Origin of the sequence: Acinetobacter lwoffii, from assembly GCF_024129855.1 — a bacterium.
GTDB lineage: Bacteria > Pseudomonadota > Gammaproteobacteria > Pseudomonadales > Moraxellaceae > Acinetobacter > Acinetobacter lwoffii_L.
The window spans coordinates 53,141-76,189 of the sequence record NZ_JAMXXC010000004.1; the positions used below are offsets into that span (position 1 = coordinate 53,141).

A 23,049-nucleotide genomic window follows, 5' to 3' on the forward strand; every position below is an offset into this window, starting at 1 on the left:
TATGCCTTATTCATTTAATGTCACTTTAAATCATGAAGACGATACCCAAAAACTAGCCAAGGTTCTGGCGGAGAATTTCCCTGCGGGGGTCGTGTATCTGATTGGTGACCTAGGGGCAGGAAAAACGACGTTAACACGTTATTATTTGCAACAGCTGGGTCATAAAGGTTCAGTGAAAAGTCCAACTTATACGCTGGTCGAACCCTATCAAATTAATGGTCAGGATATTTTTCATTTTGACTTGTATCGTCTGAATGATCCGTATGAACTGGAACTGATGGGCATCCGGGATTACCTGGAAACACCGAATGCGCTATTTTTATTTGAATGGCCATCTAAAGGTGGTGATGAAATTCCGCAAGCTGACCTGATTATTGAAATTTTAAAATCTGAAGATGAACTTACCCGTACTGCAAGCCTGATTTCATCGAATCTTGCTTTACGAGAGGCTCTGGAGCGTCAATTTTCACATGTCGAATGATTTAAGTCTGCGCCGTATTCGTGCCCTTGATCCTGCACTTGCCAACCAGATTGCCGCAGGTGAGGTGATTGAACGTCCGGCTTCTGTGGTCAAGGAATTACTGGAAAACTCGATTGATGCGGGTGCGACGGAACTGATCATTCGGGTCGAACAGGGTGGCAGTACTTTAATTGAAATCATCGACAATGGACGCGGAATTCATCATGAGGATTTACCGCTGGCAGTGATGCGTCATGCCACTAGCAAAATCCAGAGTGTTGATGAGCTGTATGCGATTAGCAGTCTGGGCTTTCGTGGCGAAGCACTGGCGTCGATAGCAGCAGTTTCACGCCTGACCATGATCAGCAGTCAAAGTGACGAGGGCATCGGTTATCAGGTCGAAGTCAATGGCACGGCTTTTGATCATCAGGAAATTCAAGCGGTCGCGGCTTCAAAAGGGACGCATATCCGGGTTCAGGATTTGTTTTTTAATGTGCCTGCACGGCGTAAATTCCTGAAAAAACCGGGCACTGAATTTGGTCATATCGAAGAAATTGTGCGCCGTATGGCACTGACGCATTTTGATATCCGTTTTGTGCTAGAACATAATGAAAGCATCAAACTGAATTTACCCGTGGCGGATAGCGGCGCTTTGCGTTTTCAGCGGGTACAGCAATTGCTTGGCCGCCAGTTTACTGAAAATGCCTACTGGATGGATGCAGACAGTATCAACATGCATTTGTCTGGCTGGCTTGGCCATCCTTCAGATGCACGTGCACAGGCTGATTTGCAGTATGTCTATGTAAATGGCCGGATTGTCAAAGACAAAACCATTTCCCATGCCTTACGGATGGCCTATGACGGCATCCTGCATGGGCATCAGCATGCGGCTTATTTACTGTTTTTAGAAGTTGATCCAGAAAATGTGGATGTAAACGTCCATCCGACCAAGCATGAAATTCGCTTCCTGAATCAACGTGAAGTACATGAGTTCGTACGGCATTATGCCAAAGAAACGTTGGCACAATTCCAGACCGCAACTGCAGATTTAGCCGAGGCAATGAAACAGGATGAGCAGCCTGGCTTGACGGCCCCGCAACCGCGTTATCAGGAACAGTTCAGCCTGCATCAGACTGCGCATTCTCAGCCACAGGTGGTGAGAACGACATCTGCCTTAAGTGAAAATGAAACTTCAGATGTGCTGACCGATTTTGCATCTTCAGGTCCACAAACAGTGCATTATTCCCAAGATTACCGTAAATCTTATTCTGGTTCACAGCAGCTGAATAATGCCTTGCAAAGTTATTTAGCACCGCTCAGAGAAAGTTCGGAAACCGAAGTATTTAGTCCTGAGCAGTCTTTTCAGACACATGTAAAGGCCAAAGTGGATGAGCATCCATTGGGCATTGCCATTGCCCAATTACATGGTATCTACATTCTGGCACAAAATACCGAAGGTCTGATTATTGTCGATATGCATGCGGCGCATGAACGTATTGTTTTGCAGCAAATGAAATCAGCCTGGGATAAACCTGAATTCTGGACGTCACAGCAACTATTGATTCCAAAGGTCGTAAACATTAGACGGATGCAGGCGATGCGGGTAGAAGAGCTGAAAGAGCAACTCGCACGTTTGGGTCTGGAAATTGATCAGTATGGTGATGAGCAAGTTATCGTACGTGGTGTACCGGCTATTCTACACAAGGCCGATTTTGATGCCCTGATTCCTGAATTATTGAATGATTTAGATCCGGGTGATCAGGCGCAAAGCCTATTGCAGAAGCGTGACCAGATTCTGGCAGGCATGGCCTGTCATGGTGCAGTGCGAGCGCACCGTATTTTAAGCCTGTCGGAAATGAATGCTTTATTGCGCCAGATGGAGCAAACCGAATTTGCCAGTCAATGTAATCATGGCCGTCCGACTTGGCGCGCCTTTCCATTGGCTCAACTAGATAAACTTTTTGCTCGAGGAGAGTAGTTTTACATGTCCAATCAATTGCCGGTCATCAATTTAATGGGGCCAACTGCAAGTGGTAAAACCGCTTTGGCATGTGAGCTATATGAGCAAGGAAATTTTGAGCTGATTTCGGTCGATTCTGCGCTAATTTATCGGGAAATGGACATTGGTACAGCCAAGCCTTCTAAAGAAGAATTGGCGCGCTATCCGCATCATCTGATTGATATTATCAGTCCACTTGAAGTGTATTCTGCGGCAAACTTTGTCGAAGATGCTTGTCGTTTAATTGATGATATTCATGCGCGTGGTAAAACCCCGATTCTGGTTGGTGGAACCATGCTGTATTTTAAGGCCTTGCTTGAAGGCTTGTCAGATAATTTACCGAGCGCAGACTATGCTATTCGGGCAGGGATTGAAGCCAAGGGTGAGCAGGAAGGTTGGGAGGCTGTTTATGCAGAATTATGTGCAGTTGATCCGATTGCCGGTGAAAAATTCAAGGTCAGCGACAAGCAGCGCATTATTCGGGCCTTGGAAGTTTTTAAATTGACTGGTGAGCCGATTACAAAACTACAGGCAGAACAACCTAAAAACTTACCATATCGTTACAGTTTCCATAATTATGCGCTGATGCCAGATCGGTTAGAATTACATGGGCGTATTGAACAACGTCTGGAAATTATGTGGAAAAGCGGTTTTTTAAATGAAGTTTTGAATTTAATTGAAAAATACGATTTTAATGAAAATTTACCTTCTATACGTTCAGTGGGTTATCGTCAGGCTATAGAATTCTTAAAAAATGCTGATAAAACCAAGGAAAAGCAACGGGAAATGGAGGATAAAGCTTTATTTGCGACACGACAACTTGCAAAACGTCAATATACGTGGTTAAGGTCTTTGCAAGAAAAGCATAAATTTACAACATATTTTACGCTACAGCAGGCTCAAGAAGACTTGCGAAACTGTCACGGATAAAGCAAAATTTAGGGACTATCTTTTTTATAATTTTTAATTGAAAAATAGAGATAGTTTTTGCGCTGATTTTTAATTTTTTTGGAGTTATAACATGTCTAAAGGTCAAACTTTACAAGATCCATTCTTGAATTCTCTCCGTAAGGAACGTATCCCAGTATCTATCTTCCTGGTAAACGGTATTAAATTACAAGGTCATATCGAATCTTTTGACCAATACGTGGTTTTATTAAAAAATACAGTAAGCCAAATGGTTTATAAGCATGCAATTTCAACTGTAGTACCTGCACGTAATCCACGTCCTGCTGGCGCGCCTGCTGGTCCACAAGGTGCGGGCTTCGGTGGTCAAGGTGCTGCAGGTGGCTTTGGTGGCGGTCAAGGTGCTGGCGGCTTCGGTGGTCAAGGTGGTTTTGGCGGTCAAGGTGGCGGCTTCGGTGGTCAAGGTGGCTTCGGCGGTCAAGGCGGTGGCTTTGGTGGTCAAGGCGGCTTTGGTGGTCAAGGTGCCGGCTTCGGTGGTCAAGGTGGCTTCGGTGGTCAAGGTGCTGGCTTTGGTGGTCAAGGCACTGGTTTTGACAACGACACTAAATTTGAAGACTCTTCAGACGATGAAAACAATCGTTAATCGAGTTTGAAAATTAAAAAACCTCTCTATATGAGAGGTTTTTTTATATCTGTACGTTTTAAGTTTTTTAAATAAAAAGCCAACGAGATGTCGTTGGCTTTTTAGGATTATGGTAAGGCTTAACGGTTACGTTTAGGATCCAGTTGAGGATCTTTGATTTCTACATAAGCATTATTGCGCGTTTCACGTAACCAGCTATCTAATTCGGCATCAAATTGACGTTCACCAAGCAATTGGCGAGCCATACGTTCCTGATATTCCTGTGTCATATCTTGTTGGCGTGTTTCACTCACTTGCAGAATATGCCAGCCAAACTGGGATTGAAATGGTTTACTGAACTGACCTACTGGGGTGCTTTTCATCTGCTGTTCAAATTCAGGTACCATTACCCCTGGGCTAACCCAGCCAAGACTTCCGCCATCACGAGCCGAGCCAGTATCATTGGAGAACGTTGAAGCTAAAACAGTAAAATCTTCACCTTGTTTGAGGCGGTTATACAGACTATCAATCATTTGTTTGGCATTTTCAGGACTGACCACTTCAGACGGTTGAATCAGAATGTGTCGTGTTAAATATTGAGGAACAAGGGCTTTCTGTTCGCCACCTTTACGTTCCAAGAGCTTCAGAACATGTACACCATCAGCGACAGGAATCAGTTCAGAAGTTTGACCTGGTTGCAGGGTGGTCACGCGTGCAGCCAGTTCTGCTGGAATTTCTGACAGGTTTCTCACACCCATATCAGCAGCTTCGACTTTAACGCCGCCAGTGCTGTACTTTTTGCTGATCGCCTGAATGTCATTGCTGCTATTTAATTCTTGCTTTACCTTTGTTGCAATTTGTTCAGCATTTTCACCGCTTACCCGTAAATGCAGTACATGGACCTGACTGCCAAGCAAAGCTTGACCTTGCGGGGTATTTAGGAAGTTTTTAACATCTTGATCTGTAATTTGAATACGTGAAGTCACGATTTGTTGACGTAAACGATTCAGGGCTAAATCTTCAGCGATACGGTTACGTAAAGAAGCATAGGTATTGGGCGCCATGGCATCCAGTTTCTGCTGGAATGCTTCCAGACTCGGTGAACCAGAATCACGGGCAACTTTCAGGACGGCTTCATTTAAAGCTTTTTCATCTGGACGAATATTATAACGTTTAACTTGTTCAAGCTGTGCCTGACGAATAATCAGTTGCTCTAAAGCTTGTTGCTCAAGATATTGTTGTGGTGGAACTGCCTTTTTCTGTTTTTGCAGCTGATGTGAGATTTCGGCTACACCTTGAGCCAGGTCACTACGTAGAATGATACTATTGTCGACTACAGCTACAACTTCATCTTTAGGTTGGGCAACAGCAAAAGTCGTCATCGCTGAAGAAAGGCATAGCGCAAGTGCGGTTGCTTTAAAAATTTGTTTTAACTGTTTTGTCTTCATTAACGTTCTGTCCAAGTTTGATTGATATTGTTAAAACCTAGAATACGATTTTCTAGTAATGAGGTGAGTTTGCTGCTTAACCCACCTAAGCCTTTCAGGCTGACTTCGGCCATAATAGCGCGTTTGGCTTTGACGCTTGAATCATTAACGTCGTCTAAGTCATTGTAATATGAGCGACCGTAAACAGAAACTCCCCAACAGCATGACTCATAGTTCACGCCAAGTAAATATTCCCGTGCGACACTATTGTCGAGGTCAAACTGGGCATGTCCAACCAGACGCCAGTTGTTGGCAATCGGCTGGATAAATGAACCCACCACATGATCATAGCTCTTTTGACGGTTCGGAATATCTTTGCGATAGAAATAGCCTAGGTTATAAAGATTGCCTTGCTCACCGGTATAATAAACCTGCAAATCTCGTTGGGCATTCGATCCATTCGACATCCAGCTTGAGTTCAGATTAACGTGAACATTATTTGACAGCTGGCTGGTCAGTTGAATTACAGGGCCAGTATGACTTTCACGGTCGAATTCATCTGCATCATTTTCCAACGTTACACGGCGATCTTCAAAGAAAAAGCTCTGTCCAACGCTGGCACGCAGGCGCTCCAGACCTTCTTCATTAAATAGGCTATAGCTCAGACCTAAGGAGGCAAAGTTATTGTCTTCCAGGCGGTCATTACCATAAAAGCGACGCGCACTGAAAAGTTGATCATAATTAATCGAAGCGACGACTGAATCAAAGTTTGGCTGATTCTGCTGGTTCTCATAAGGTGAATACGCATAGAACAGACGAGGCGTTAAGGTCTGTAGATACGTACCTTCTTTTTCAAAAATTAAGCCGGTGTCCAGCGTGAATTGTGGCACCACAATTGAATTATTTTCACTAGACGCGCTACGGCTTTGGGTTTTTTCATCATAGAAAGTATTGATGTTGCGTACAGTCGCCTGAGGAATGAAGAATGACCACGGGGTAAAATGATTATAACGCACGGAAAAGTCATTATAGATCCGTGTACCACTCGGTTGATATACCTTCTCACCCGTTGGATCAGTATCAGCGAAATTTCTCAGATCCTTCTGGAAATATGCTGTGTCGTTATTAAACTCAAGCTGTAATCCCAATGGATTGCCAGTTTTGTAATTGACTAAAAGCTGCGGCAGACGTGCATAAGGACGATCTTCATCCAGTACGGTTGGATCTAGGGTTTGGAAGTCTTCGACTTTGAATTGTGCCTTTAAGCCAGGAATACCATTTTTATAATTGACTTCCCAGGCACGGCGTAAGTTCAGGTCAGTTTTAGAGTTCGGGTTATTATCCAGATCGGCAAAGTAATCTTTGTCTGAAGCGTAGTTATATTCAAGGTTGGTTGATAGTTGATTATTGATCTGCCAGTTATGTAAGAAATGCAGGCTTTTACGGTCTTCATCGCTATAGCTTTCATCGGAAGGTAAATAACCTCCCCAAATACGGCCTTCACCATAATTTTCAGTCAGATAGCGAAACTCACCGTCTAACATCGTACCACGATCGCCAATATAACGCGGCGTAATCGTCGCATCATATTGCGGCGCTAAATTCAGGTAAACCGGAACACCCAGTTCCAGACCACCATCATTGGTAAAGCCAAATGTCGGCGTCAGAATACCGGTAGTGCGGCGGTCATCAATCGGGAAGTTGAAATAGGGAACTGCCAAGACCGGAACATCTTTAACATATAGCTTGGTATTGCGGGTTTCACCACGTCCAGTTTCCTGGTTCAGCTTGATCTTTTCTGCCTGGATTTTCCAGGTTGGTTTTTGCTCAGGTGGACAGGTGGTATAGGTCGCATTTTCCAGTTCTACCGTCTCGGTCGAGGTTTTGGCGATCTTTTCTGCCCGACCATGCGCATGTTGCTGCTCGGCAATATAGAAGCTGTTATTTAGGTCGCCTTCTTGGGTCTTTAAATTATAATTAATATCATCACTTTGTGAGAGCAGGCCACCCTGAGCAAGTTCTACCCGACCTTCTGCTTTGGCATAGGTCTGGGTTTGATCAATCGTTACGCGTTCAGCACGAATCTGGCGACCTTGCTGGTCAATGATGACATTGCCTTCTAAATAAGAGTCACCTGCTGGATTGTAGTGTCCATAATCTGCAGTAATGGTAGATGTAGCCTGATCTGGCGCAACGGTTGCTGCATCTGGGGCAATCGGGGTCACCCAGGTGCCTTCACAATAAGCCGAACTTAAGTATTTTTCCTGCCGCTGCTGTGCTTCAGCTGAGGATTTGTCGACATAGTATTGCGAAAAGAATGCTTCACCTGGATAGGTCTCATTTATGCGCTGTTTGAGTTGTTCTGCATTTACATCGGACGAGACATTTGATGCAGCATAGCCGGAGGCTGAGCTGCCACATAAAAGGGTTAAGATCGCAGTCGCTAGAGGATTTATTTTAAAGTGATGCTTCATTTGTCTCATTAACCAATCATGCTTTTATCGCAATTAATTATTGTCGCATCATAGAGAAAAAGTTGATAAGTAGCTACACTTAGCACTTTAAAAACTCAGCCTGTATTAGAATTAATTGCAAATGAATACACAACGCGAACAATTGATACAATCTTGGATTGCCTCTGTACTCGGTTCAGATCAATTTGAAACTCATTTTTTAGCAGGTGATGCCAGCTTCCGTCGTTATGCACGAATCAAACTGAATAATAAAACATTTATGCTGATGGATGCACCACCAGAAAAAGAAGATTGTGTGCCTTTTGTGACGATAGATGAGTTTTTTGATGCACATGGCGTGCGTGTTCCGCATATCGTGGCAAAAGACTTGGAAAATGGCTTTTTACTGCTCGAAGACTTTGGTGATGTATTGCTGTCGAATCTGCTGAATGACGAGACTGTAGATGCCTATTATGAACAAAGTTTTAAACAGCTCATTCAGCTGCAATCGATTGCTGAAGAAGGGCATTTCCCAGCATATTCTTATGAAAAACTGATCTCAGAAATGGAATTGCTGACTGACTGGATGCTGCCAGCGTTAAAGGTTCAACTGACTGAATCAGAAAGCGCCTTGATCAAACGCACTTTTGCGATTTTGGCGAATGCCGCATTGGCACAGCCACAGGTGATCGTGCATCGGGATTTCCATAGTCGTAACTTGATGAAAATCGACAATGAAACCGAACTCGGTGTGATTGATTTTCAGGATGCTGTGATTGGTGCAGATACTTATGACTTGATCTCGATTACCCGCGATGCCTATGTGCAGTGGAATGCCGACCGTGTGTATCGCTGGTTCAAAAATTTCTATGAGTTATTGCCAACATCTGCTAAAGAAGGCCGTGACTTTGAACAGTTTAAAAAAGATGCCGACATGATGGCGATTCAGCGTCATATCAAGATCCTCGGTATTTTTGTGCGCCTATTTGAACGTGATGGCAAGTCGGGTTATCTCAAAGATTTACCACGTGTGATGTGGTATCTGCTCGAGGAATCAAAAGCTTATACTGAACTTCAGCCATTCATGCAGTTTATGCGTGACCGAGTCATGCCAGCCTTTGAAGCTAAATATGGGTCATATGAGGTGGCTGCCTAAATGAAAGCGATGATTTTGGCCGCAGGACTCGGTAATCGTATGCGGCCGCTAACGCTGCATACGCCAAAGCCTTTGCTGGAAGTTGGGGGCAAGCCCTTAATTGTCTGGCATATAGAGAAACTGGCTGCGATCGGTGTTACTGAAATTGTCATCAATACGGCTTGGCTCGGTGAAAAACTCGCAGAAGCTTTGGGCGATGGTTCACAATTTGGTGTACACATCCTTTGGTCACATGAGGGTGAAGGTCTGGAAACCGCTGGTGGAATCATTAATGCCTTGCCGCTACTCGGTGATGAACCTTTTATTCTGTTAAATGGTGATGTCTGGACCACGATGGATTTTGCCCCTTTACTGGATATTGATCTAAAGGATAATTTGGCGCATCTCGTACTTGTGCAGAACCCTGAACAACACCCAGAGGGTGATTTCACGCTTGCAGAAGGTAAAGCTTATACCTTTGATCAGCAAGTCGGAGGTGAGAACCTGACTTTTAGTGGTGTATCCGTACTTGATCCGAAGATGTTCCAAGTCTTAGAGACTGGCAAACGTCCTTTGGCTCCGTTGCTAAAAGCAGCAATGCAGAATCAGCAGGTTGCAGCTTCTAAACTGGCAGGCATTTGGGTTGACGTAGGAACCCCAGAGCGTTTAACGGCACTGGATACGGCGATCCGTGAAGGGAAGTTTGCTTAAGTGAATATTCGCTAAGCACTGCCTACTGTGCCAATATAGAGAAAACGGTATACTTCCACCTAACTTTTTCGAGCGTAGATTGTTTATGCACATGTTTTTTCAAGAACTAAAGCAGGGTAGCCAGGCTTTGGGTTTAGAGCTATCTGATGAAGCTTTAAATTTATTACTCAAGTATCAGGATGCTTTGGTGCTGTGGAACAAAGCATACAATTTGACTGCAATCCGTGATCCTAAAGAAATGCTGGTCAAGCATCTGCTCGATAGTCTGAGCATTCTGAAAGATCTTCCAGCGGGTCGATTACTGGATATCGGCACAGGTGGTGGTATGCCGGGCATGATCATTGCTTTATGTCAGCCTGAGCGTGAATGTGTATTACTGGATTCTAACGGTAAAAAAATTCGTTTCCTCAAGCAGTTTATTGCTGACCTGAAACTTAAAAATGTCATTGCCGTGCAAACGCGTGTAGAAAACGAAGACAGCATCAATGAGCTGGGTCAATTTGATGTGATTACCAGTCGTGCCTTTGCATCATTAACAGACTTTGTCGATGCTTCTAAGCCATATATGCACGAACAAACGATTATTGCCTCAATGAAAGGCTTAATTCCTGAAGATGAAGTTGCTACTTTAAAAAATGAATTTAGTTGTGAGATTATTGAACTTAAAGTTCCGCGCTTAGACGAACAGCGTCATTTACTTCTATTAAAACGTATTTAAGATTTTTAAAGGGATTGGGGGCAACATGGCACAAATTATTGCGATTGCAAACCAAAAAGGTGGTGTAGGTAAAACCACAACCGCAGTAAATTTGGCGGCATCTTTAGCTGTGTTAAAAAAACGTGTTTTGCTGGTCGATATGGATTCGCAAGGCAATGCGACCATGGGGTCTGGCATTCAGAAGAATGACCTACTTTATTCGGTCACTGATGTGTTGCTGGGTGAAGTGCCGATTGAAACGGCGATCTCTAAGGCGGAAGTCGGCTACAAGGTTCTTGGGGCAAACCGTGATCTGGCCGGGGTTGAGTTGGCGATTGCAGAACAGGAAGGGCGCGAGTTCATTTTGCGGGATGCATTGCAGGAAATTGAATCTTCATTTGACTATATCATTGTCGACTGTGCACCAAGTTTAAGCCTGATTACTGTCAATGCTTTGGCAGCCGTGGATGGTGTGCTGATTCCAATGCAATGTGAATATTATGCACTGGAAGGTCTGGCGGATTTAACCCAAACCATCGATCGGATTCAGCAAGCATTGAATCCGGACCTGCAAATTGTCGGTGTATTACGCACCATGTACGATGCACGTAATGCCTTAACCCGTGATGTCTCTGAAGAATTAGAACAATATTTCGGTAAAAAACTGTATGAAACCGTAATTCCACGAAATATTCGTCTGGCTGAAGCGCCAGCACACGGTTTGCCGGTGATTTATTTTGAAAAAAGCTCAAAGGGTGCGGTTGCTTACTTAAATCTGGCAGCTGAAGTATTAAAGAAAAGCAAAGTGAAAAAAGGAAGTAAAGCATGACCGTCAAGAAACGTGGACTCGCCAAAGGTCGTGGCTTGGATGCCTTGCTAGGCTCAATTCAAAAAGAAAAATTACAACTCGAAGCTCAAGGTCTTGACCATGGTCAGCTAAAACAGATCGATGTGAACTTGCTCAAGCGCGGTGAATATCAGCCGCGCCGTTATATTAACGAGCAGGATTTGCAGGAACTGGCGGCATCGATTGAAAAGCATGGCATCATGCAGCCCATCGTGATCCGTCCGGTTGACGATGAACGCTATCCATACGAGATTATTGCGGGTGAACGTCGATGGCGTGCTGCACAGCTGGCGGGTTTGACCGAGGTTCCTGCGATTGTACGTGATCTGAATGATCAGGTTGCGATTGCACTGGCCTTGATTGAAAACATCCAGCGTCAGGATCTGAATCCGATTGATCAGGCGATGGCTCTGCAACGTTTCCATGAAGAATTTGGCTTAAGCCATCAGGAGATTGCAGATACCGTGGGTAAAGCGCGTACGACAGTGAGTAACCTACTTCGCCTGCTTAGCCTGGCAGAAGAAGTGAAAGACTTTATGCAGCAGGGTTTGCTGGATATGGGGCATGCACGTGCGATCTTAACCTTAAAAGCTAAAGATCAGCTCAAAGTTGCAGATATCGTAATTGAAAAAAGTCTGTCTGTTCGTCAAACCGAGCAGTTAGTCCGTGATTTCAATACACCTAAACAAGAAAAAGTAAAAGAAGCTGTAGCACCGGATATTCAGCAATTGACTCAGCGCCTTTCAGAGCGTTTCAGTGCAGATGTTAAAATTGACTATAACAAGCAAGGTAAAGGGAAACTGGTTATTAGCTATCACTCTTTAGAAGAGCTGGATGGCATTCTTTCTATTTTAGAAGATGAATAATTTATATATTTTTTTTATTGGGGAATAAATTAGATGTGGGAATTGGTTAAAGCAGGTGGCTGGCTTATGCTGCCCCTGGTCTTGTGTTCTATCTTTATGCTGGCGATTTCGATCGAGCGTCTGATTCGCCTGAAAAAGAATGCAGTACTTCCGTTGACACTGTTGATGGGGCCTTCGCAAAATACAGCACAAGTCATGCAAAAAATGAATCAAAGTGCGGCCTTAAAGCAAAGCACTTTGGGTCGGGTATTTACTGCAGGCTATGCCAGCAAGCAGCAAGGTGAGCAGTATGCTCGCGCACAGATGGAAGTGGTGGCATCACAGGAAATTGGTTATCTGGAAAAAAACATTAATTTTCTGGGAACTTTGAGTGCAGTTGCGCCTTTACTCGGTTTATTGGGAACTGTACTTGGGATTATTGAATCTTTCCTGATGATCGATGTAGGTACCGGGAGTGATCCGGTATTGATGATGCCGGGTATTTCCAAGGCTTTAATTACCACGGCAGCCGGTATGTTGATTGCAATTCCTGCACTGTTTGCGCACCGTTATTTTCAGCGTCTTGTTCAGGAATATGTGGCTGAACTTGAGCAGCAAGCGACTTTGTTTCATGCGGATCTTTTTTATCGTAATCATGCAGACATAGATCAAGACATGCAAAAAGCCAGCTAGGAGGCGGATGATGAAATTCAAACGCAACCAGGTGGAAGATGTACATATTAATCTGACACCGATGATTGATTGTCTGCTGTTTATTCTGGTCTTTTTACTTTTGTCGACGACATTTAGCCAAATGAGCCGAATGAATCTGACCTTGCCGGATGCGCAAGGTGTACCGCCTAAAAGCTATGATCAGAAAGTTGAAGTGATTGTGGATGCCAATGGTCATTACGCAGTCAATGGTCAATCCTTGGCCAGTAAGGAAGTCGCGGATTTAAATACTGCAATTAAACAGATTTCTAATGAACGCCGTGATTTAATGTTTGTCATTGCAGCTGACGCAAAAGCCAGCCATCAGGACGTGATTCGTGTCATGGACGTGGCCGGTCAGCTCGGATTTGTAAATATTAATATCAGTACCAAAGTACCCACCCGAGGTTATTAGTGAAGCACGATTTTAAGGTCTATCTTCGCCTTTTAAGTTATTTAAAACCGTTTTGGGGCATTGCATTGCTTGTCCTGTTGGGTTTTTCTATTAATGCGGCTACGGAAGTTTCTGTCGCTAAATTACTGGAATATATTATTGAGGCGATTCAAAATAAAGACCAGAGTTTCACATCACTTTTCCCGTTTTTAGTGGTCATACTCATGTTCTTCCGGGGCTTGGGTTTGTTCATGGGTGGATATTTTACTGCGGTAATTTCCCGGAATCTGGTATTCAATATCCGTCAGGAAGTTTTTGCAAAATTGCTGCGCTTACCTTCCCAGTATTATCTGGACAATACCAGCGGGCATATTACTGCCAAAATCATGTATAACGTTGAACAGCTAACCGCTGCTTCAACTGAAGCCCTAAGAACCTTGTTGCAACAAGGTTTGATCACCCTGGCATTATTAGGCTACCTGTTGTATACCAACTGGCGTCTGACCATGTGTATCCTGATTTTTGCACCCGTCATAGGTTTTATTATCAGTAAAGCTGCAAGACGGATGCGTAAATTATCGCAACAAGTACAAGACACCATGGGTGATGTGAACCATGTAGTGCAGGAAACGGTGAATGCCAACCTGATCGTCAAGGGTTTTGGCGGGCAAAGTTCTGAGCAGGAACGCTTTAAACAGAACTCGCTTGAAAACTTGCGTCGTGGCTTGAAAATGGTCGCTGTGCAACAGTTGAATAGTCCTGTCGTTCAGTTGATCATGTCCATTTCACTGAGTATCGTGATGTTTATTGCCTTGCGCCCACAAATCTTGGGTGACACCTCTGCCGGTGAATTTGTTGCTTATATTACTGCGGCGGGTATGCTGGCAAGACCAATCAAAGCCTTGACGGATATCAATGAAAAGATTCAACGGGGTATGGCCGCAGCACATTCAGTATTTGAATTGCTGGATATGCCTGAGGAAAAAAATACCGGGACGTTGACTGATAGCCTAAAAGGCGATATCGAGTTTAAAGATGTTAACTTGATTTATGATGATGGCCATCATGCTATTCATGACTTTAATTTGCAGGTCAAGGCCGGTGAAACAGTAGCGCTGGTAGGACGTTCTGGTGCAGGAAAAAGTTCTCTGGTGAATCTGCTGGTGCGTTATCAGGATGCAACTTCTGGGCAGATCTTGCTGGATCAGAAACCGATTGAAGATTTTGAAATTACCGCCTTGCGAACCCAAATTGCCATGGTGAACCAGCAAGTAGTACTGTTTAACCGAACTGTGCGGGAAAATATTGCTTATGGTCAGCTTGAAGGTGCCTCCGATGAAGATATTATCGCGGCAGCAAAGGCAGCCTATGCGCATGATTTTATTATGGCATTGCCGCAAGGTTATGATACTCAGCTGGGTGCCCAGGGTTTAAACCTGTCTGGTGGCCAGCGTCAGCGCATCGCGATCGCACGCGCAATTTTGAAAAATGCCTCTATCCTGATTCTGGATGAAGCGACCAGTGCGCTGGATAACGAGTCGGAATACTTTATTCAGCGTGCCTTTGATAAAGCCATGCAGGACCGTACGACCATCGTAATTGCACATCGTCTATCGACGATTGAAAACGCGGATCGTATTGTGGTTATGGATCAGGGCCGTATTGTTGAGCAGGGCAGTCATGCCGAACTGATTGCGCTACATGGTGCTTATTATCAGTTGCATCAGCGTAACTTTGAGGAACAGTAACTTATGGCACTGGCACAAATCATTCAGGATGCTTGGAATGCACAGGCAAAGTGGCTGGTGGTGCTGCGTCCTTTGTCATGGTTGTATCGCCTGGGTTTTGTCAGCAATCACTGGCTTTATCAAAAAGGCATTAAAAAAAGTTATAGTGCACCAATTCCCGTTATGGTAATTGGTAACATCACAGTCGGTGGTAGCGGTAAAACACCTTTGTTGATTCATCTGGTGGATTATTTAACCGAGAAAAATGTTCGGGTAGGCGTGATCAGTCGAGGCTATGGCGGCCAAGGTCCATTTCCTGCCTATGTCGACTTTAATACCTTGCCGGAGATTGTCGGAGATGAGCCTGCCTTGATTGTACAGGCAACAGGCGTGCCGATGGCAGTTGGTCCCAACCGGCAGAAAAGTATCGAGTTATTGCTGCACAAACATGAACTGGATCTGATTATCTGTGATGATGGCCTGCAGCATTGGGCCTTGAACCGCCAGATTGAGTGGATTGTGCTGGATAATAATCGCGGTCTGGGTAATCAGAAACTGCTTCCAGAAGGTTATCTACGTGAACCAGTGACCCGTTTGAAAACGGGAACCGTAATTGAGCATTCGGCTAACCCAAGCTCTGAACTGCATATGCATCTGGCTGCATCACAGCCTTATTTGCTTAATCAGGACAACAATAAAATCTTTGATCCTCAAGCGGCTTTTTATGCGGTAGTCGGCATTGGCTTTCCACAGCGGTTTTATCAGACCTTGCAAAATTTAGGCATAGAACAATTTCAGTGTCATGAGTTTCCAGACCATCATGACTATGACATTGAAGATTTACAGTTCGATGATAACAATCCGATTATTACCACTGAAAAAGACGCAATAAAAATTATGGCGCTACTTAAACAATATCCAGATTTTAAACAGGATATCTGGGTGGTGCCAGTCGATGCAGTCCTATCGCCAGCCTGCTATACAGTCTTGCAGCAACAGTTACAACAATACGGTATTCAAATTTCTTAAGGCTCATTCATTATGAAACACATTGTTATTCCTGCACGTTTCGCCAGTTCACGTTTACCGGGTAAACCTTTGCTGGACATTCATGGTCGTCCCATGATTCTGCGGGTAGTGGACCAAGCCAAAAAAGTGCAAGGTTTTGACGATCTGTGTGTGGCAACTGATGATGAGCGTATTGCAGCCGTTTGCCGTGCTGAAGGCATTGATGTGGTGATTACCTCAGCGGATCATCCTTCAGGCACAGACCGCTTGAGTGAAGTGGCTCGAACTAAAGGCTGGGCCAGTGATGACATCATTGTCAATGTACAGGGGGATGAACCTTTACTGCCGGCGCAACTGGTAAAACAGGTTGCTCAACTCTTGGAAGATCAGCCTGAATCTTCCATGTCGACGGTATGTGAGCCGATCCATCAACTGGATGAATTCAAACGCGACAGCATTGTAAAAGTCGTAATGTCAAAACAGCAGCAGGCACTGTATTTTAGCCGTGCTACCATTCCTTATGACCGTGATGGCGCGAAACTCGCTGAACCGAAGCTGCATGATCAGGCCTATCGTCATTTAGGTCTATATGCCTATCGGGTAAAACTGTTGCAAGAATATGTGACCTGGGAAATGGGTGTGCTGGAGAAACTGGAATCTCTAGAACAGTTACGGGTACTGGAAAATGGACACCGTATTGCCATTGCGGTGGCTGAAGCCAATTTGCCGCCAGGGGTAGATACTCAGGAAGATCTGGATCGCCTGAATCAGATGGATCTTTCCCATTTTGCCTAAGAAGAGTCAAATACATGCCTTTTGATGTCAATGCACATATCTATCCATGGCAGCAACAGGTTTGGGAAACCCTGACCGGGCGCTTTCCTAAGCTTGGACATGGTTTATTGTTTTATGGAAAAAAAGGCTGTGGTAAAGAAGCGTTTACCCAACAGTTTCTGGCTTGGGTGTTATGCCTGAATCGTCAGCCTGCCGGGCCATGTGGTGAATGCAGTAGCTGTCAATGGTTAAAGGCAGACACCCATCCCAACTATGTGCATATCAGTACCGATGACGACAATAAAAAACAGAATGCCAAAATCAAGATCGAGAAGATTCGCGATCTGCTGCCTTTTGTGCAACAGACTGTAGATGGCTGGCGCGTGATTGTGATTGAGCCGGCAGAAGCCTTGAATATTGCCTCTGCCAATGCCTTACTCAAAACACTGGAAGAACCCGGTGATAATACGGTCATTATTTTACTGGCGAATCATTATTTAAAATTGCCCGCGACTATACGCAGTCGTTTGCAGCATTTTGCTTTGGACCGGATTTCCGCAGAACAATTTAGCGATTATGTCCAGAATCAGCTCCCAGATGCAGGTGCTAGCCAACAACAGTTATTGATGAACCTGTCCAATCAGATGCCGTTACAGGCACTAGAGATTGCACAAAGTGCCTGGCTGCCACTACGTCAGGAATTCCTGCAAGACTGGCAAAAACTGGTCATGCAAAAAAATATGCCGATGGCAATTGCGACCAAATGGAATAAAAACCTGAATTTTGGTGACTTTGCTCAAATGTTTGAATACTTGTTGTCCGATTTAATTTGTGTCAAGCTAAATCAGACGGTGAAAAACATTGACCTTGAATTCAATGTACTTGCCGAACAATATTCATTAGAAGCACTTTTTAAAATTTATGAAGATTTTCAGCGCGCTAAACAATTCCTTGAACAGAATGTCCAAAGCAATCTGGTTATTGATGAATTGTTTATCAAGCTGATGAATCTTTAATTAAGGGGAAATCACATGCAACCACGTATGGGCGGTATTATTCAGGCCAATATTCCTGACATTGAAACACTGTTTGCCAGCTATATGCCTTATGTTGTGGGTGGTGGGCTTTTTATTCCTTCCAAGCAGCCGGTCAAACTGGGCGAAGAGGTTTTTGTATTGACGACTTTGCCTGACCAGACCCAGAAAATTCCTTTAACCGGTAAAGTCATCTGGGTCTCGCAAAAGCAGAATGGCATCAAGCCACAAGGCTTTGGCATCCAGTTAAGCGGTGAAAAAGGCGTTTATTTTAAAAATGAAGCAGATCGTCTGGTTGCAGGTCTTAAATCTGAAGGACGTAAAAGTTACACTATGTAGTTAATTTACCCTTGGTAGGAACGCATCGTGTTTGTAGATACTCATTGTCATTTAACCCTGCTTGATTTGACACCATATCATGGTGATCTGGATCAGGCATTGGCTCAGGCTCGTGAAGCCGGTGTTTCCAAATTCATGAGTATCTCGGTCGATCTGGATGATCATATCGAGCTGGCCAAAATTGCCGCGTGTCATGCAGATGTCGGATATACCGTTGGCGTACATCCTTGCGAAGATGCTGCAACCATGGCGCGTGCCACGACTGAATATCTGGTCGAACTGGCGCAACCGGAGAAAGTCTGGGCACTCGGTGAAACAGGTCTGGACTATTATCACAGTACCGATTTTATTGCAGAGCAAAAAGCCTGTTTCGCCCGGCATATCCATGCGTCACAAATCACCAAAAAACCTGTAGTCGTTCATACCCGTTCCGCCAAGCATGATACCGTCGATATTATTCGCGCGGAAAAATCTACGCATGGCATCCTGCACTGTTTTACCGAGGACTGGGAAACCGCTAAAGCAGTACTGGATTGCGGCTATTATGTTTCATTTTCCGGAATTGTTTCATTTAAAAATGCGCAGGATCTGCGTGATGTCGCCAAACAGGTTCCGCTGGATCGTGTGCTGATTGAAACCGATAGTCCTTATCTTGCGCCAATGCCGTATCGTGGCAAATCTAATGAGCCTAAATACGTTCCTTATGTAGCCAAAGCGCTTTGCGATGTATATGATAAGTCGCTAGAAGAAATGGCTTTTATCACAAAGCAGAACTTTGAAAATCTTCTGAATTTAAAGTAAATAAAGTTATATAAAGTACAAAGAGAGTTTATAGGGTGAAGATGGATCGTCAGGCTCAGTTTCGAGCAAGAGAAACCTTGATTTTTCAAGTTGCAGAACAGCTCCTGTTGGAAAATGGTGAAGCAGGAATGACGCTAGATGCGCTGGCTGCCGAGCTTGATCTGGCCAAAGGGACACTTTATAAACATTTTCAGAGTAAAGATGAGCTGTACATGCTGCTGATTATCCGTAATGAGCGCATGTTGCTGGAAATGATTCAGGATAGCGATAAAGCCTTTCCTGAACATCTGGCCTTCTTTATGCTGCATCATTTACATCATCCGGAACGAACCGTGCTGTTTCATCAGATTGAAGAACGCCTGTCGACGACTGGGGTTGGAATCCAGCACCTTTTTAGCGAACTTTATCAGGTGCGCAAACAGCGTTTACGCCTGATTATCCGTATGACAGAAACTTATCTGGCTTCTATTAATAGCCGCATGTCAGTACGCGATTATCTGGCTTCGATCTGGTCGTTGACCCATGGTGCAGCTGCAATTCTTAATTCCAGTTTCTATCAGCGTTATTTGGGTTCGCGCGATACATTGCGTGTAGCCTATATCGATCAGGCACTGGCTTTGCCTAAGCAGGTACATTCAGCCGAGCAGTTTGCCTAAGGTTGTCCTATGATCAGATCACCTCACAGTGCAGTTCGTGGCTTTACCTTAATCGAATTGATGGTGGTGATTGTGATTATGGGAATTATGGCTTCACTAGTGCTGCTGAATACCAGTGGTGTCGATCAGCGCAAAGCGATGCAGGCACGGGAAATTTTATTGGTGGACTTGCAACGGGTGCTACGCGAGGCTAATGACCAATCCAGAATACTCGCGCTTGACGTTCAATCAGCGACAGATGTCACGCCATTTCGCTATGGAATTATAGAATATCGTTCGGCAGCGCAGACTGAACCGAACCTGCAAAATGAGAAATGGCAAAATTATGCAGATTTTAAATTGCGTAGTTTGCCTGATCATATTTCCTTTCAAATTCAGGCACTGGAACAGCAGCGTTATGCCAGGGCACAAAATCGTGACCTGACTCAGGCAAATTCACCTCAATTAATCTGGCTCGGCAATGGTGAAGTCAAACCGGTGCGGATTCAGTTCTTTTTAGAAGACCGTGAAGTGGGTGCTGCGATTGAGATTGATCATCTGGGTAAAATCAATGAAATCTAGATATTTCAAGCAGAGCGCTGGGTCTGGTGTAATCAAGTTGTTTAAGGCGAGTGTTCATGGATTTGATCATGTGTGCTGCAAGCATAGGACTTCGTCTTGCGCTGCTATCGGACTTTCTTGCGCGACAATGTCGCTCAGGTCGAGTGTTACTCGACTTAATCGTGCCTCAGGTTTTACCTTATTGGAAGTTATGGTCGCCTTGGCAATTTTTGCGACCGCAGCCATAACCCTGACCAAAGTCGCGATGCAATATACCCAATCCACCTCAAATGCCATTCTACGTACCAAAGCACAGTTTGTTGCCTTAAATGAAGTGGCACAAATGGAAATCAATCAGGAATGGATGGAAGGCACGGCTTCCAAACAGCTGACCCAGCAAGGTGAAACCTGGCAGATTGACAAGCGTAGTGAGCCGACGGTCAGTCCGAATGTCCAGCGAATCGAATTACAGATTAGTCTGGTTAATCAGGACAGTGGTCAGGTTGAATCTGGCATCAGCAGTCTGATGTTCTTTAATCATCGCATGAACAATACCCCATGAAGCCTAAAGGATTTACCCTAGTTGAATTAATGGTCGCAATTGCGATCTTTGCGGTGCTGTCTGCTTTGGGCTGGAAAGTTTTTGATTATATTGTCAAAACCAAAGATCAGAATGTGATTCATGAACAGCGTTTAGGTCAGTTACAGCAAACCTATCAGCAGATTCTGCGAGATACCGTACAGGCAGTACCCTTAACGGCCAATATCAATGGCGATATTCAGCCGGCTCTAGTGCTACAGAACGGACGCTTTAATTTCAGTAAAACTGGAGTGACTGACCCTTTAGAAGAAGGGATTTCCCCAGATGAGCGCATTGAATATCAGTATCGAGCCGATGAGCAGAAACTTTATCGCTTGAAATACCGGAATCTAAATCAGGCAGGTCAAGATCAGCCCGAATCCAGTGTTTTATTGTCGGAAGTGGAACAATTTCAGATCATCGTACTTAATCCGAATGAACTCACGCAATGGCCGGATGCTTCTGCTGATCTGAATCAGTTAGAGCATAAACAGCGTTTGCCTAAAGGGATTAAAATCAATTTAACCGTGAATGGTGTAAGTTATGAATGGATGTTCAGTTTATTGAATACGGACTTTTTGCTTGATACTCAGAACACCGGTCAACCCAGCTCAGAATAATAAGAAATGAAAATGAATAAAGCGATCATGATCAAGCAGCAGCAGGGCATTGCACTGATTACCATTCTGGTGATGGTAGCGCTAGCGACTATTCTGGCGGCTACGATTGCGCAACGTCAAGCTGCAACTGCTGAAAGCACTGCCTATTTGATGCGACAAAACCAGTCCTTAATGTATGCCAAAAGTGCTGAGGCCTTTTTTTCTGAATTGCTGGTCGATGATGCTGAAAATGCCGCAGAGGTCGACCATCTGCAGGAAACCTGGGCGCAGCCCATGCCAGCTTTTCCGGTAGATGACGGTTATGTCTCCGGAATAATACAGGATGAATCAGGCAAGTTTAATTTAAATAGCCTGATCACTGCCGAAGGTGCTGTCAATGAAAATGCCAAAGCATGGTTCGAGCTGATTTTAAAACGTGCCGGTTTGCCGGTACAGCTCAGTGAAGCAGTCATTGATTGGCAGGATGCAGACGAGCTGGTTAGTGGAGGCATGGGTGCTGAATCTAATTATTATCAAGGTTTGCCGAATGCCGCTTTGCCACCAAATGCAAAATTTCATAGCGTGGAAGAATTAAAGCTGGTACGCGGTTTTGAAGAGAATAAATATAAGTTGATAGCACCTTATCTGAGTACTGCACCGGTGCAGGAGAGTCCGGTCAATATTAATACGGCTTCAGCTTTTCTTTTGGCGAGTATAGATGAAAAGCTGGATGTGAATGCGGTGCAGCAATTGCTGGATCAGCGTCAGGCCAATTTGGAGTATTTTTCCAATGTATCTGATTTGTGGTCACTCGAGCCTTTCGCTCAGGTTGATGCGGATAAGCGTAATCTATTTAACAGCCTGCTTGGGGTTCAATCCAATTATTTTAAAGCCCGAATCGAAGTGGTTTTAAGTGAGCGTAAGCGCCAATTCAGCAGTGATCTGGTTCGTCAGGACAAACAGGTTTATGTAGCCTATCGTAGCATGGCGCCATTTTAATTTTAGCTCATGAATTGTACAGGCTGGATAAGCGCAAATGCCGGGCTGATGCCTTTTCCCTATCATGCTAAACAGCAAAATTAATCCTCAAAGCTTTACTTTTGCTTTATAATCAAAATTAATTCACCTATTTTTTGACGACATTACGGCATATGTTAATTCGTAAGTTATTTAAGTTTGAGAATGCTCATATTGTGCGTAACTGCACGTCAGATCGCTGTAAGCGTTCGATCCATGGCCATAGTTATAAAGTCGAGTTATTGCTAAAAGCCTCGAAGCTAGATCATGGTCAAATGGTCTATGACTTTGGTCTGCTTAAAGGTGTGATTAAGGATTTCTTTGATTCTTTCGATCATGCCATCTGCTTTTGGCAAAATGACGATCCGGAATATATTCAGGCCTGCAAGAATTTCAGTGCGCGCTGGGTGTCTTTGCCGGTATCGCCATCAGCAGAACAGTTTTCACGTATTTTCTTCTTTCTGGCACAGCAGGTGCTGGCATCGACCGTGACTCAAAATGGTGAAGGCGATGTCGAAGTCTATTCTGTGATTGTGCATGAAACCGACACCGGCTATGCACAAAGCTTTTTAGAAGATATTCAAAATGAACAAATGGGCATCCTTAGTCTGGAGCAACTTGAGTTCTCTGAACAAGTGCAGGCTGAATGGACAGATCCGGACATGTTTGCCAAGCTCAAACAGGGCACACCATTTCATAACCCTACAGTAGATTTACAGGTACAGATTTAAAGTCTGCGTGACTTTAAATCCATTGACATAGATTTA

25 protein-coding genes are annotated in these 23,049 nt (G+C 44.3%); 23 read left to right on the forward strand and 2 right to left on the reverse strand.

Annotated features, from left to right (window positions below; translation table 11 throughout):
- Nucleotide 1 precedes the first annotated feature (1 nt).
- From tsaE to hfq, 4 genes are all read left to right on the forward strand, one after another.
- Nucleotides 2-481 carry a tRNA (adenosine(37)-N6)-threonylcarbamoyltransferase complex ATPase subunit type 1 TsaE gene (gene tsaE, locus NI465_RS05190; protein ID WP_004645485.1) on the forward strand — a complete coding sequence of 160 codons (480 nt, stop codon included), beginning with the start codon at nt 2-4 and terminating at the stop codon, nt 479-481.
- The gene (gene mutL / locus NI465_RS05195; protein ID WP_253144526.1) at nt 471-2,438 is read left to right on the forward strand and encodes a DNA mismatch repair endonuclease MutL; all 1,968 of its coding nucleotides are present in this window, start codon (nt 471-473) and stop codon (nt 2,436-2,438) included. Before tsaE ends, mutL begins: the two co-directional genes overlap by 11 nt.
- A 6-nt stretch (nt 2,439-2,444) precedes the next feature.
- Entirely contained in the window at nt 2,445-3,389 is a 945-nt protein-coding gene (miaA, locus tag NI465_RS05200) for a tRNA (adenosine(37)-N6)-dimethylallyltransferase MiaA (RefSeq protein ID WP_180180883.1), read from the forward strand.
- A gap of 91 nt (nt 3,390-3,480) precedes the next feature.
- Nucleotides 3,481-4,008 (forward strand): RNA chaperone Hfq, encoded by a 528-nt coding sequence (gene hfq / locus NI465_RS05205; protein WP_004278899.1) that lies wholly within the window; start codon nt 3,481-3,483, stop codon nt 4,006-4,008.
- 119 nt (nt 4,009-4,127) lie between these two features.
- On the opposite strand, the gene NI465_RS05210 is transcribed toward hfq, so the two are convergent.
- Nucleotides 4,128-5,435 (reverse strand): peptidylprolyl isomerase, encoded by a 1,308-nt coding sequence (locus NI465_RS05210; RefSeq protein WP_044109557.1) that lies wholly within the window; start codon nt 5,433-5,435, stop codon nt 4,128-4,130.
- Nucleotides 5,435-7,888 carry an LPS-assembly protein LptD gene (locus tag NI465_RS05215; RefSeq protein ID WP_253144636.1) on the reverse strand — a complete coding sequence of 818 codons (2,454 nt, stop codon included), beginning with the start codon at nt 7,886-7,888 and terminating at the stop codon, nt 5,435-5,437. The genes NI465_RS05210 and NI465_RS05215 overlap by 1 nt, the downstream gene beginning before the upstream one ends.
- A 121-nt stretch (nt 7,889-8,009) precedes the next feature.
- On the opposite strand from NI465_RS05215, the gene NI465_RS05220 reads away from it, so the two are divergent.
- The 19 genes from NI465_RS05220 to NI465_RS05310 all read left to right on the forward strand — a co-directional run bounded on the left by NI465_RS05220 (nt 8,010) and on the right by NI465_RS05310 (nt 23,013).
- On the forward strand, nt 8,010-9,023 hold the full coding sequence (locus NI465_RS05220; RefSeq protein ID WP_180086918.1) for an aminoglycoside phosphotransferase family protein: 1,014 nt from the start codon (nt 8,010-8,012) through the stop codon (nt 9,021-9,023).
- Nucleotides 9,024-9,713 (forward strand): N-acetylmuramate alpha-1-phosphate uridylyltransferase MurU, encoded by a 690-nt coding sequence (murU, locus tag NI465_RS05225; protein ID WP_180086917.1) that lies wholly within the window; start codon nt 9,024-9,026, stop codon nt 9,711-9,713. It abuts the gene before it with no gap.
- A gap of 85 nt (nt 9,714-9,798) precedes the next feature.
- Complete coding sequence (rsmG, locus tag NI465_RS05230; RefSeq protein ID WP_004645477.1) at nt 9,799-10,431, forward strand: 16S rRNA (guanine(527)-N(7))-methyltransferase RsmG; 633 nt, start codon at nt 9,799-9,801, stop codon at nt 10,429-10,431.
- Nucleotides 10,432-10,456: 25 nt separating this feature from the next.
- Nucleotides 10,457-11,239, forward strand: coding sequence for a ParA family protein (locus NI465_RS05235; RefSeq protein ID WP_004278889.1), 783 nt, complete (start codon nt 10,457-10,459; stop codon nt 11,237-11,239).
- Complete coding sequence (locus tag NI465_RS05240; protein WP_004731487.1) at nt 11,236-12,123, forward strand: ParB/RepB/Spo0J family partition protein; 888 nt, start codon at nt 11,236-11,238, stop codon at nt 12,121-12,123. Before NI465_RS05235 ends, NI465_RS05240 begins: the two co-directional genes overlap by 4 nt.
- A gap of 33 nt (nt 12,124-12,156) precedes the next feature.
- Complete coding sequence (locus NI465_RS05245) at nt 12,157-12,795, forward strand: MotA/TolQ/ExbB proton channel family protein (protein ID WP_004645474.1); 639 nt, start codon at nt 12,157-12,159, stop codon at nt 12,793-12,795.
- A gap of 10 nt (nt 12,796-12,805) precedes the next feature.
- Nucleotides 12,806-13,228, forward strand: a complete 423-nt coding sequence (locus tag NI465_RS05250; protein WP_004278885.1) for an ExbD/TolR family protein — start codon at nt 12,806-12,808, stop codon at nt 13,226-13,228.
- Entirely contained in the window at nt 13,228-14,955 is a 1,728-nt protein-coding gene (gene msbA, locus NI465_RS05255) for a lipid A export permease/ATP-binding protein MsbA (protein WP_216986163.1), read from the forward strand. The genes NI465_RS05250 and msbA overlap by 1 nt, the downstream gene beginning before the upstream one ends.
- A 3-nt stretch (nt 14,956-14,958) precedes the next feature.
- Nucleotides 14,959-15,963: a tetraacyldisaccharide 4'-kinase gene (gene lpxK, locus NI465_RS05260; RefSeq protein ID WP_004645471.1), complete on the forward strand. Its 1,005-nt coding sequence runs from the start codon at nt 14,959-14,961 to the stop codon at nt 15,961-15,963.
- Nucleotides 15,964-15,975: 12 nt separating this feature from the next.
- Nucleotides 15,976-16,737: a 3-deoxy-manno-octulosonate cytidylyltransferase gene (gene kdsB, locus NI465_RS05265; protein ID WP_253144529.1), complete on the forward strand. Its 762-nt coding sequence runs from the start codon at nt 15,976-15,978 to the stop codon at nt 16,735-16,737.
- 14 nt (nt 16,738-16,751) lie between these two features.
- Nucleotides 16,752-17,732 carry a DNA polymerase III delta subunit-related protein gene (locus NI465_RS05270; RefSeq protein ID WP_085064301.1) on the forward strand — a complete coding sequence of 327 codons (981 nt, stop codon included), beginning with the start codon at nt 16,752-16,754 and terminating at the stop codon, nt 17,730-17,732.
- Between the two features lie 15 nt (nt 17,733-17,747).
- Complete coding sequence (locus NI465_RS05275; protein WP_004278877.1) at nt 17,748-18,089, forward strand: PilZ domain-containing protein; 342 nt, start codon at nt 17,748-17,750, stop codon at nt 18,087-18,089.
- 27 nt (nt 18,090-18,116) lie between these two features.
- Nucleotides 18,117-18,890 (forward strand): TatD family hydrolase, encoded by a 774-nt coding sequence (locus NI465_RS05280; protein ID WP_005252239.1) that lies wholly within the window; start codon nt 18,117-18,119, stop codon nt 18,888-18,890.
- A gap of 41 nt (nt 18,891-18,931) precedes the next feature.
- Entirely contained in the window at nt 18,932-19,546 is a 615-nt protein-coding gene (locus tag NI465_RS05285) for a TetR/AcrR family transcriptional regulator (RefSeq protein WP_005252237.1), read from the forward strand.
- A gap of 9 nt (nt 19,547-19,555) precedes the next feature.
- Nucleotides 19,556-20,107, forward strand: a complete 552-nt coding sequence (locus NI465_RS05290; RefSeq protein WP_005106567.1) for a type II secretion system protein — start codon at nt 19,556-19,558, stop codon at nt 20,105-20,107.
- The gene (gene gspI, locus NI465_RS05295; RefSeq protein WP_404976566.1) at nt 20,097-20,648 is read left to right on the forward strand and encodes a type II secretion system minor pseudopilin GspI; all 552 of its coding nucleotides are present in this window, start codon (nt 20,097-20,099) and stop codon (nt 20,646-20,648) included. Before NI465_RS05290 ends, gspI begins: the two co-directional genes overlap by 11 nt.
- Nucleotides 20,645-21,286: a type II secretion system minor pseudopilin GspJ gene (gspJ, locus tag NI465_RS05300; RefSeq protein WP_114541081.1), complete on the forward strand. Its 642-nt coding sequence runs from the start codon at nt 20,645-20,647 to the stop codon at nt 21,284-21,286. Before gspI ends, gspJ begins: the two co-directional genes overlap by 4 nt.
- A 6-nt stretch (nt 21,287-21,292) precedes the next feature.
- On the forward strand, nt 21,293-22,264 hold the full coding sequence (gene gspK, locus NI465_RS05305) for a type II secretion system minor pseudopilin GspK (protein ID WP_247143524.1): 972 nt from the start codon (nt 21,293-21,295) through the stop codon (nt 22,262-22,264).
- Nucleotides 22,265-22,416: 152 nt separating this feature from the next.
- Nucleotides 22,417-23,013, forward strand: a complete 597-nt coding sequence (locus NI465_RS05310) for a 6-pyruvoyl trahydropterin synthase family protein (RefSeq protein ID WP_004278864.1) — start codon at nt 22,417-22,419, stop codon at nt 23,011-23,013.
- Nucleotides 23,014-23,049: the final 36 nt, after the last annotated feature.

Excerpts from the sequence above, each read along its gene's own strand:
- tsaE (WP_004645485.1), top strand. The coding sequence starts at position 2 with ATGCCTTATTCATTTAATGTCACTTTAAATCATGAAGACGATACCCAA.
- mutL (WP_253144526.1), top strand. The coding sequence starts at position 471 with ATGTCGAATGATTTAAGTCTGCGCCGTATTCGTGCCCTTGATCCTGCA.
- miaA (WP_180180883.1), top strand. The coding sequence starts at position 2,445 with ATGTCCAATCAATTGCCGGTCATCAATTTAATGGGGCCAACTGCAAGT.
- hfq (WP_004278899.1), top strand. The coding sequence starts at position 3,481 with ATGTCTAAAGGTCAAACTTTACAAGATCCATTCTTGAATTCTCTCCGT.
- NI465_RS05210 (WP_044109557.1), bottom strand. The coding sequence starts at position 5,435 with ATGAAGACAAAACAGTTAAAACAAATTTTTAAAGCAACCGCACTTGCG.
- NI465_RS05215 (WP_253144636.1), bottom strand. The coding sequence starts at position 7,888 with ATGAAGCATCACTTTAAAATAAATCCTCTAGCGACTGCGATCTTAACC.
- NI465_RS05220 (WP_180086918.1), top strand. The coding sequence starts at position 8,010 with ATGAATACACAACGCGAACAATTGATACAATCTTGGATTGCCTCTGTA.
- murU (WP_180086917.1), top strand. The coding sequence starts at position 9,024 with ATGAAAGCGATGATTTTGGCCGCAGGACTCGGTAATCGTATGCGGCCG.
- rsmG (WP_004645477.1), top strand. The coding sequence starts at position 9,799 with ATGCACATGTTTTTTCAAGAACTAAAGCAGGGTAGCCAGGCTTTGGGT.
- NI465_RS05235 (WP_004278889.1), top strand. The coding sequence starts at position 10,457 with ATGGCACAAATTATTGCGATTGCAAACCAAAAAGGTGGTGTAGGTAAA.
- NI465_RS05240 (WP_004731487.1), top strand. The coding sequence starts at position 11,236 with ATGACCGTCAAGAAACGTGGACTCGCCAAAGGTCGTGGCTTGGATGCC.
- NI465_RS05245 (WP_004645474.1), top strand. The coding sequence starts at position 12,157 with ATGTGGGAATTGGTTAAAGCAGGTGGCTGGCTTATGCTGCCCCTGGTC.
- NI465_RS05250 (WP_004278885.1), top strand. The coding sequence starts at position 12,806 with ATGAAATTCAAACGCAACCAGGTGGAAGATGTACATATTAATCTGACA.
- lpxK (WP_004645471.1), top strand. The coding sequence starts at position 14,959 with ATGGCACTGGCACAAATCATTCAGGATGCTTGGAATGCACAGGCAAAG.
- kdsB (WP_253144529.1), top strand. The coding sequence starts at position 15,976 with ATGAAACACATTGTTATTCCTGCACGTTTCGCCAGTTCACGTTTACCG.
- NI465_RS05270 (WP_085064301.1), top strand. The coding sequence starts at position 16,752 with ATGCCTTTTGATGTCAATGCACATATCTATCCATGGCAGCAACAGGTT.
- NI465_RS05275 (WP_004278877.1), top strand. The coding sequence starts at position 17,748 with ATGCAACCACGTATGGGCGGTATTATTCAGGCCAATATTCCTGACATT.
- NI465_RS05285 (WP_005252237.1), top strand. The coding sequence starts at position 18,932 with ATGGATCGTCAGGCTCAGTTTCGAGCAAGAGAAACCTTGATTTTTCAA.
- NI465_RS05290 (WP_005106567.1), top strand. The coding sequence starts at position 19,556 with ATGATCAGATCACCTCACAGTGCAGTTCGTGGCTTTACCTTAATCGAA.
- gspI (WP_404976566.1), top strand. The coding sequence starts at position 20,097 with ATGAAATCTAGATATTTCAAGCAGAGCGCTGGGTCTGGTGTAATCAAG.
- gspJ (WP_114541081.1), top strand. The coding sequence starts at position 20,645 with ATGAAGCCTAAAGGATTTACCCTAGTTGAATTAATGGTCGCAATTGCG.
- gspK (WP_247143524.1), top strand. The coding sequence starts at position 21,293 with ATGAAAATGAATAAAGCGATCATGATCAAGCAGCAGCAGGGCATTGCA.
- NI465_RS05310 (WP_004278864.1), top strand. The coding sequence starts at position 22,417 with ATGTTAATTCGTAAGTTATTTAAGTTTGAGAATGCTCATATTGTGCGT.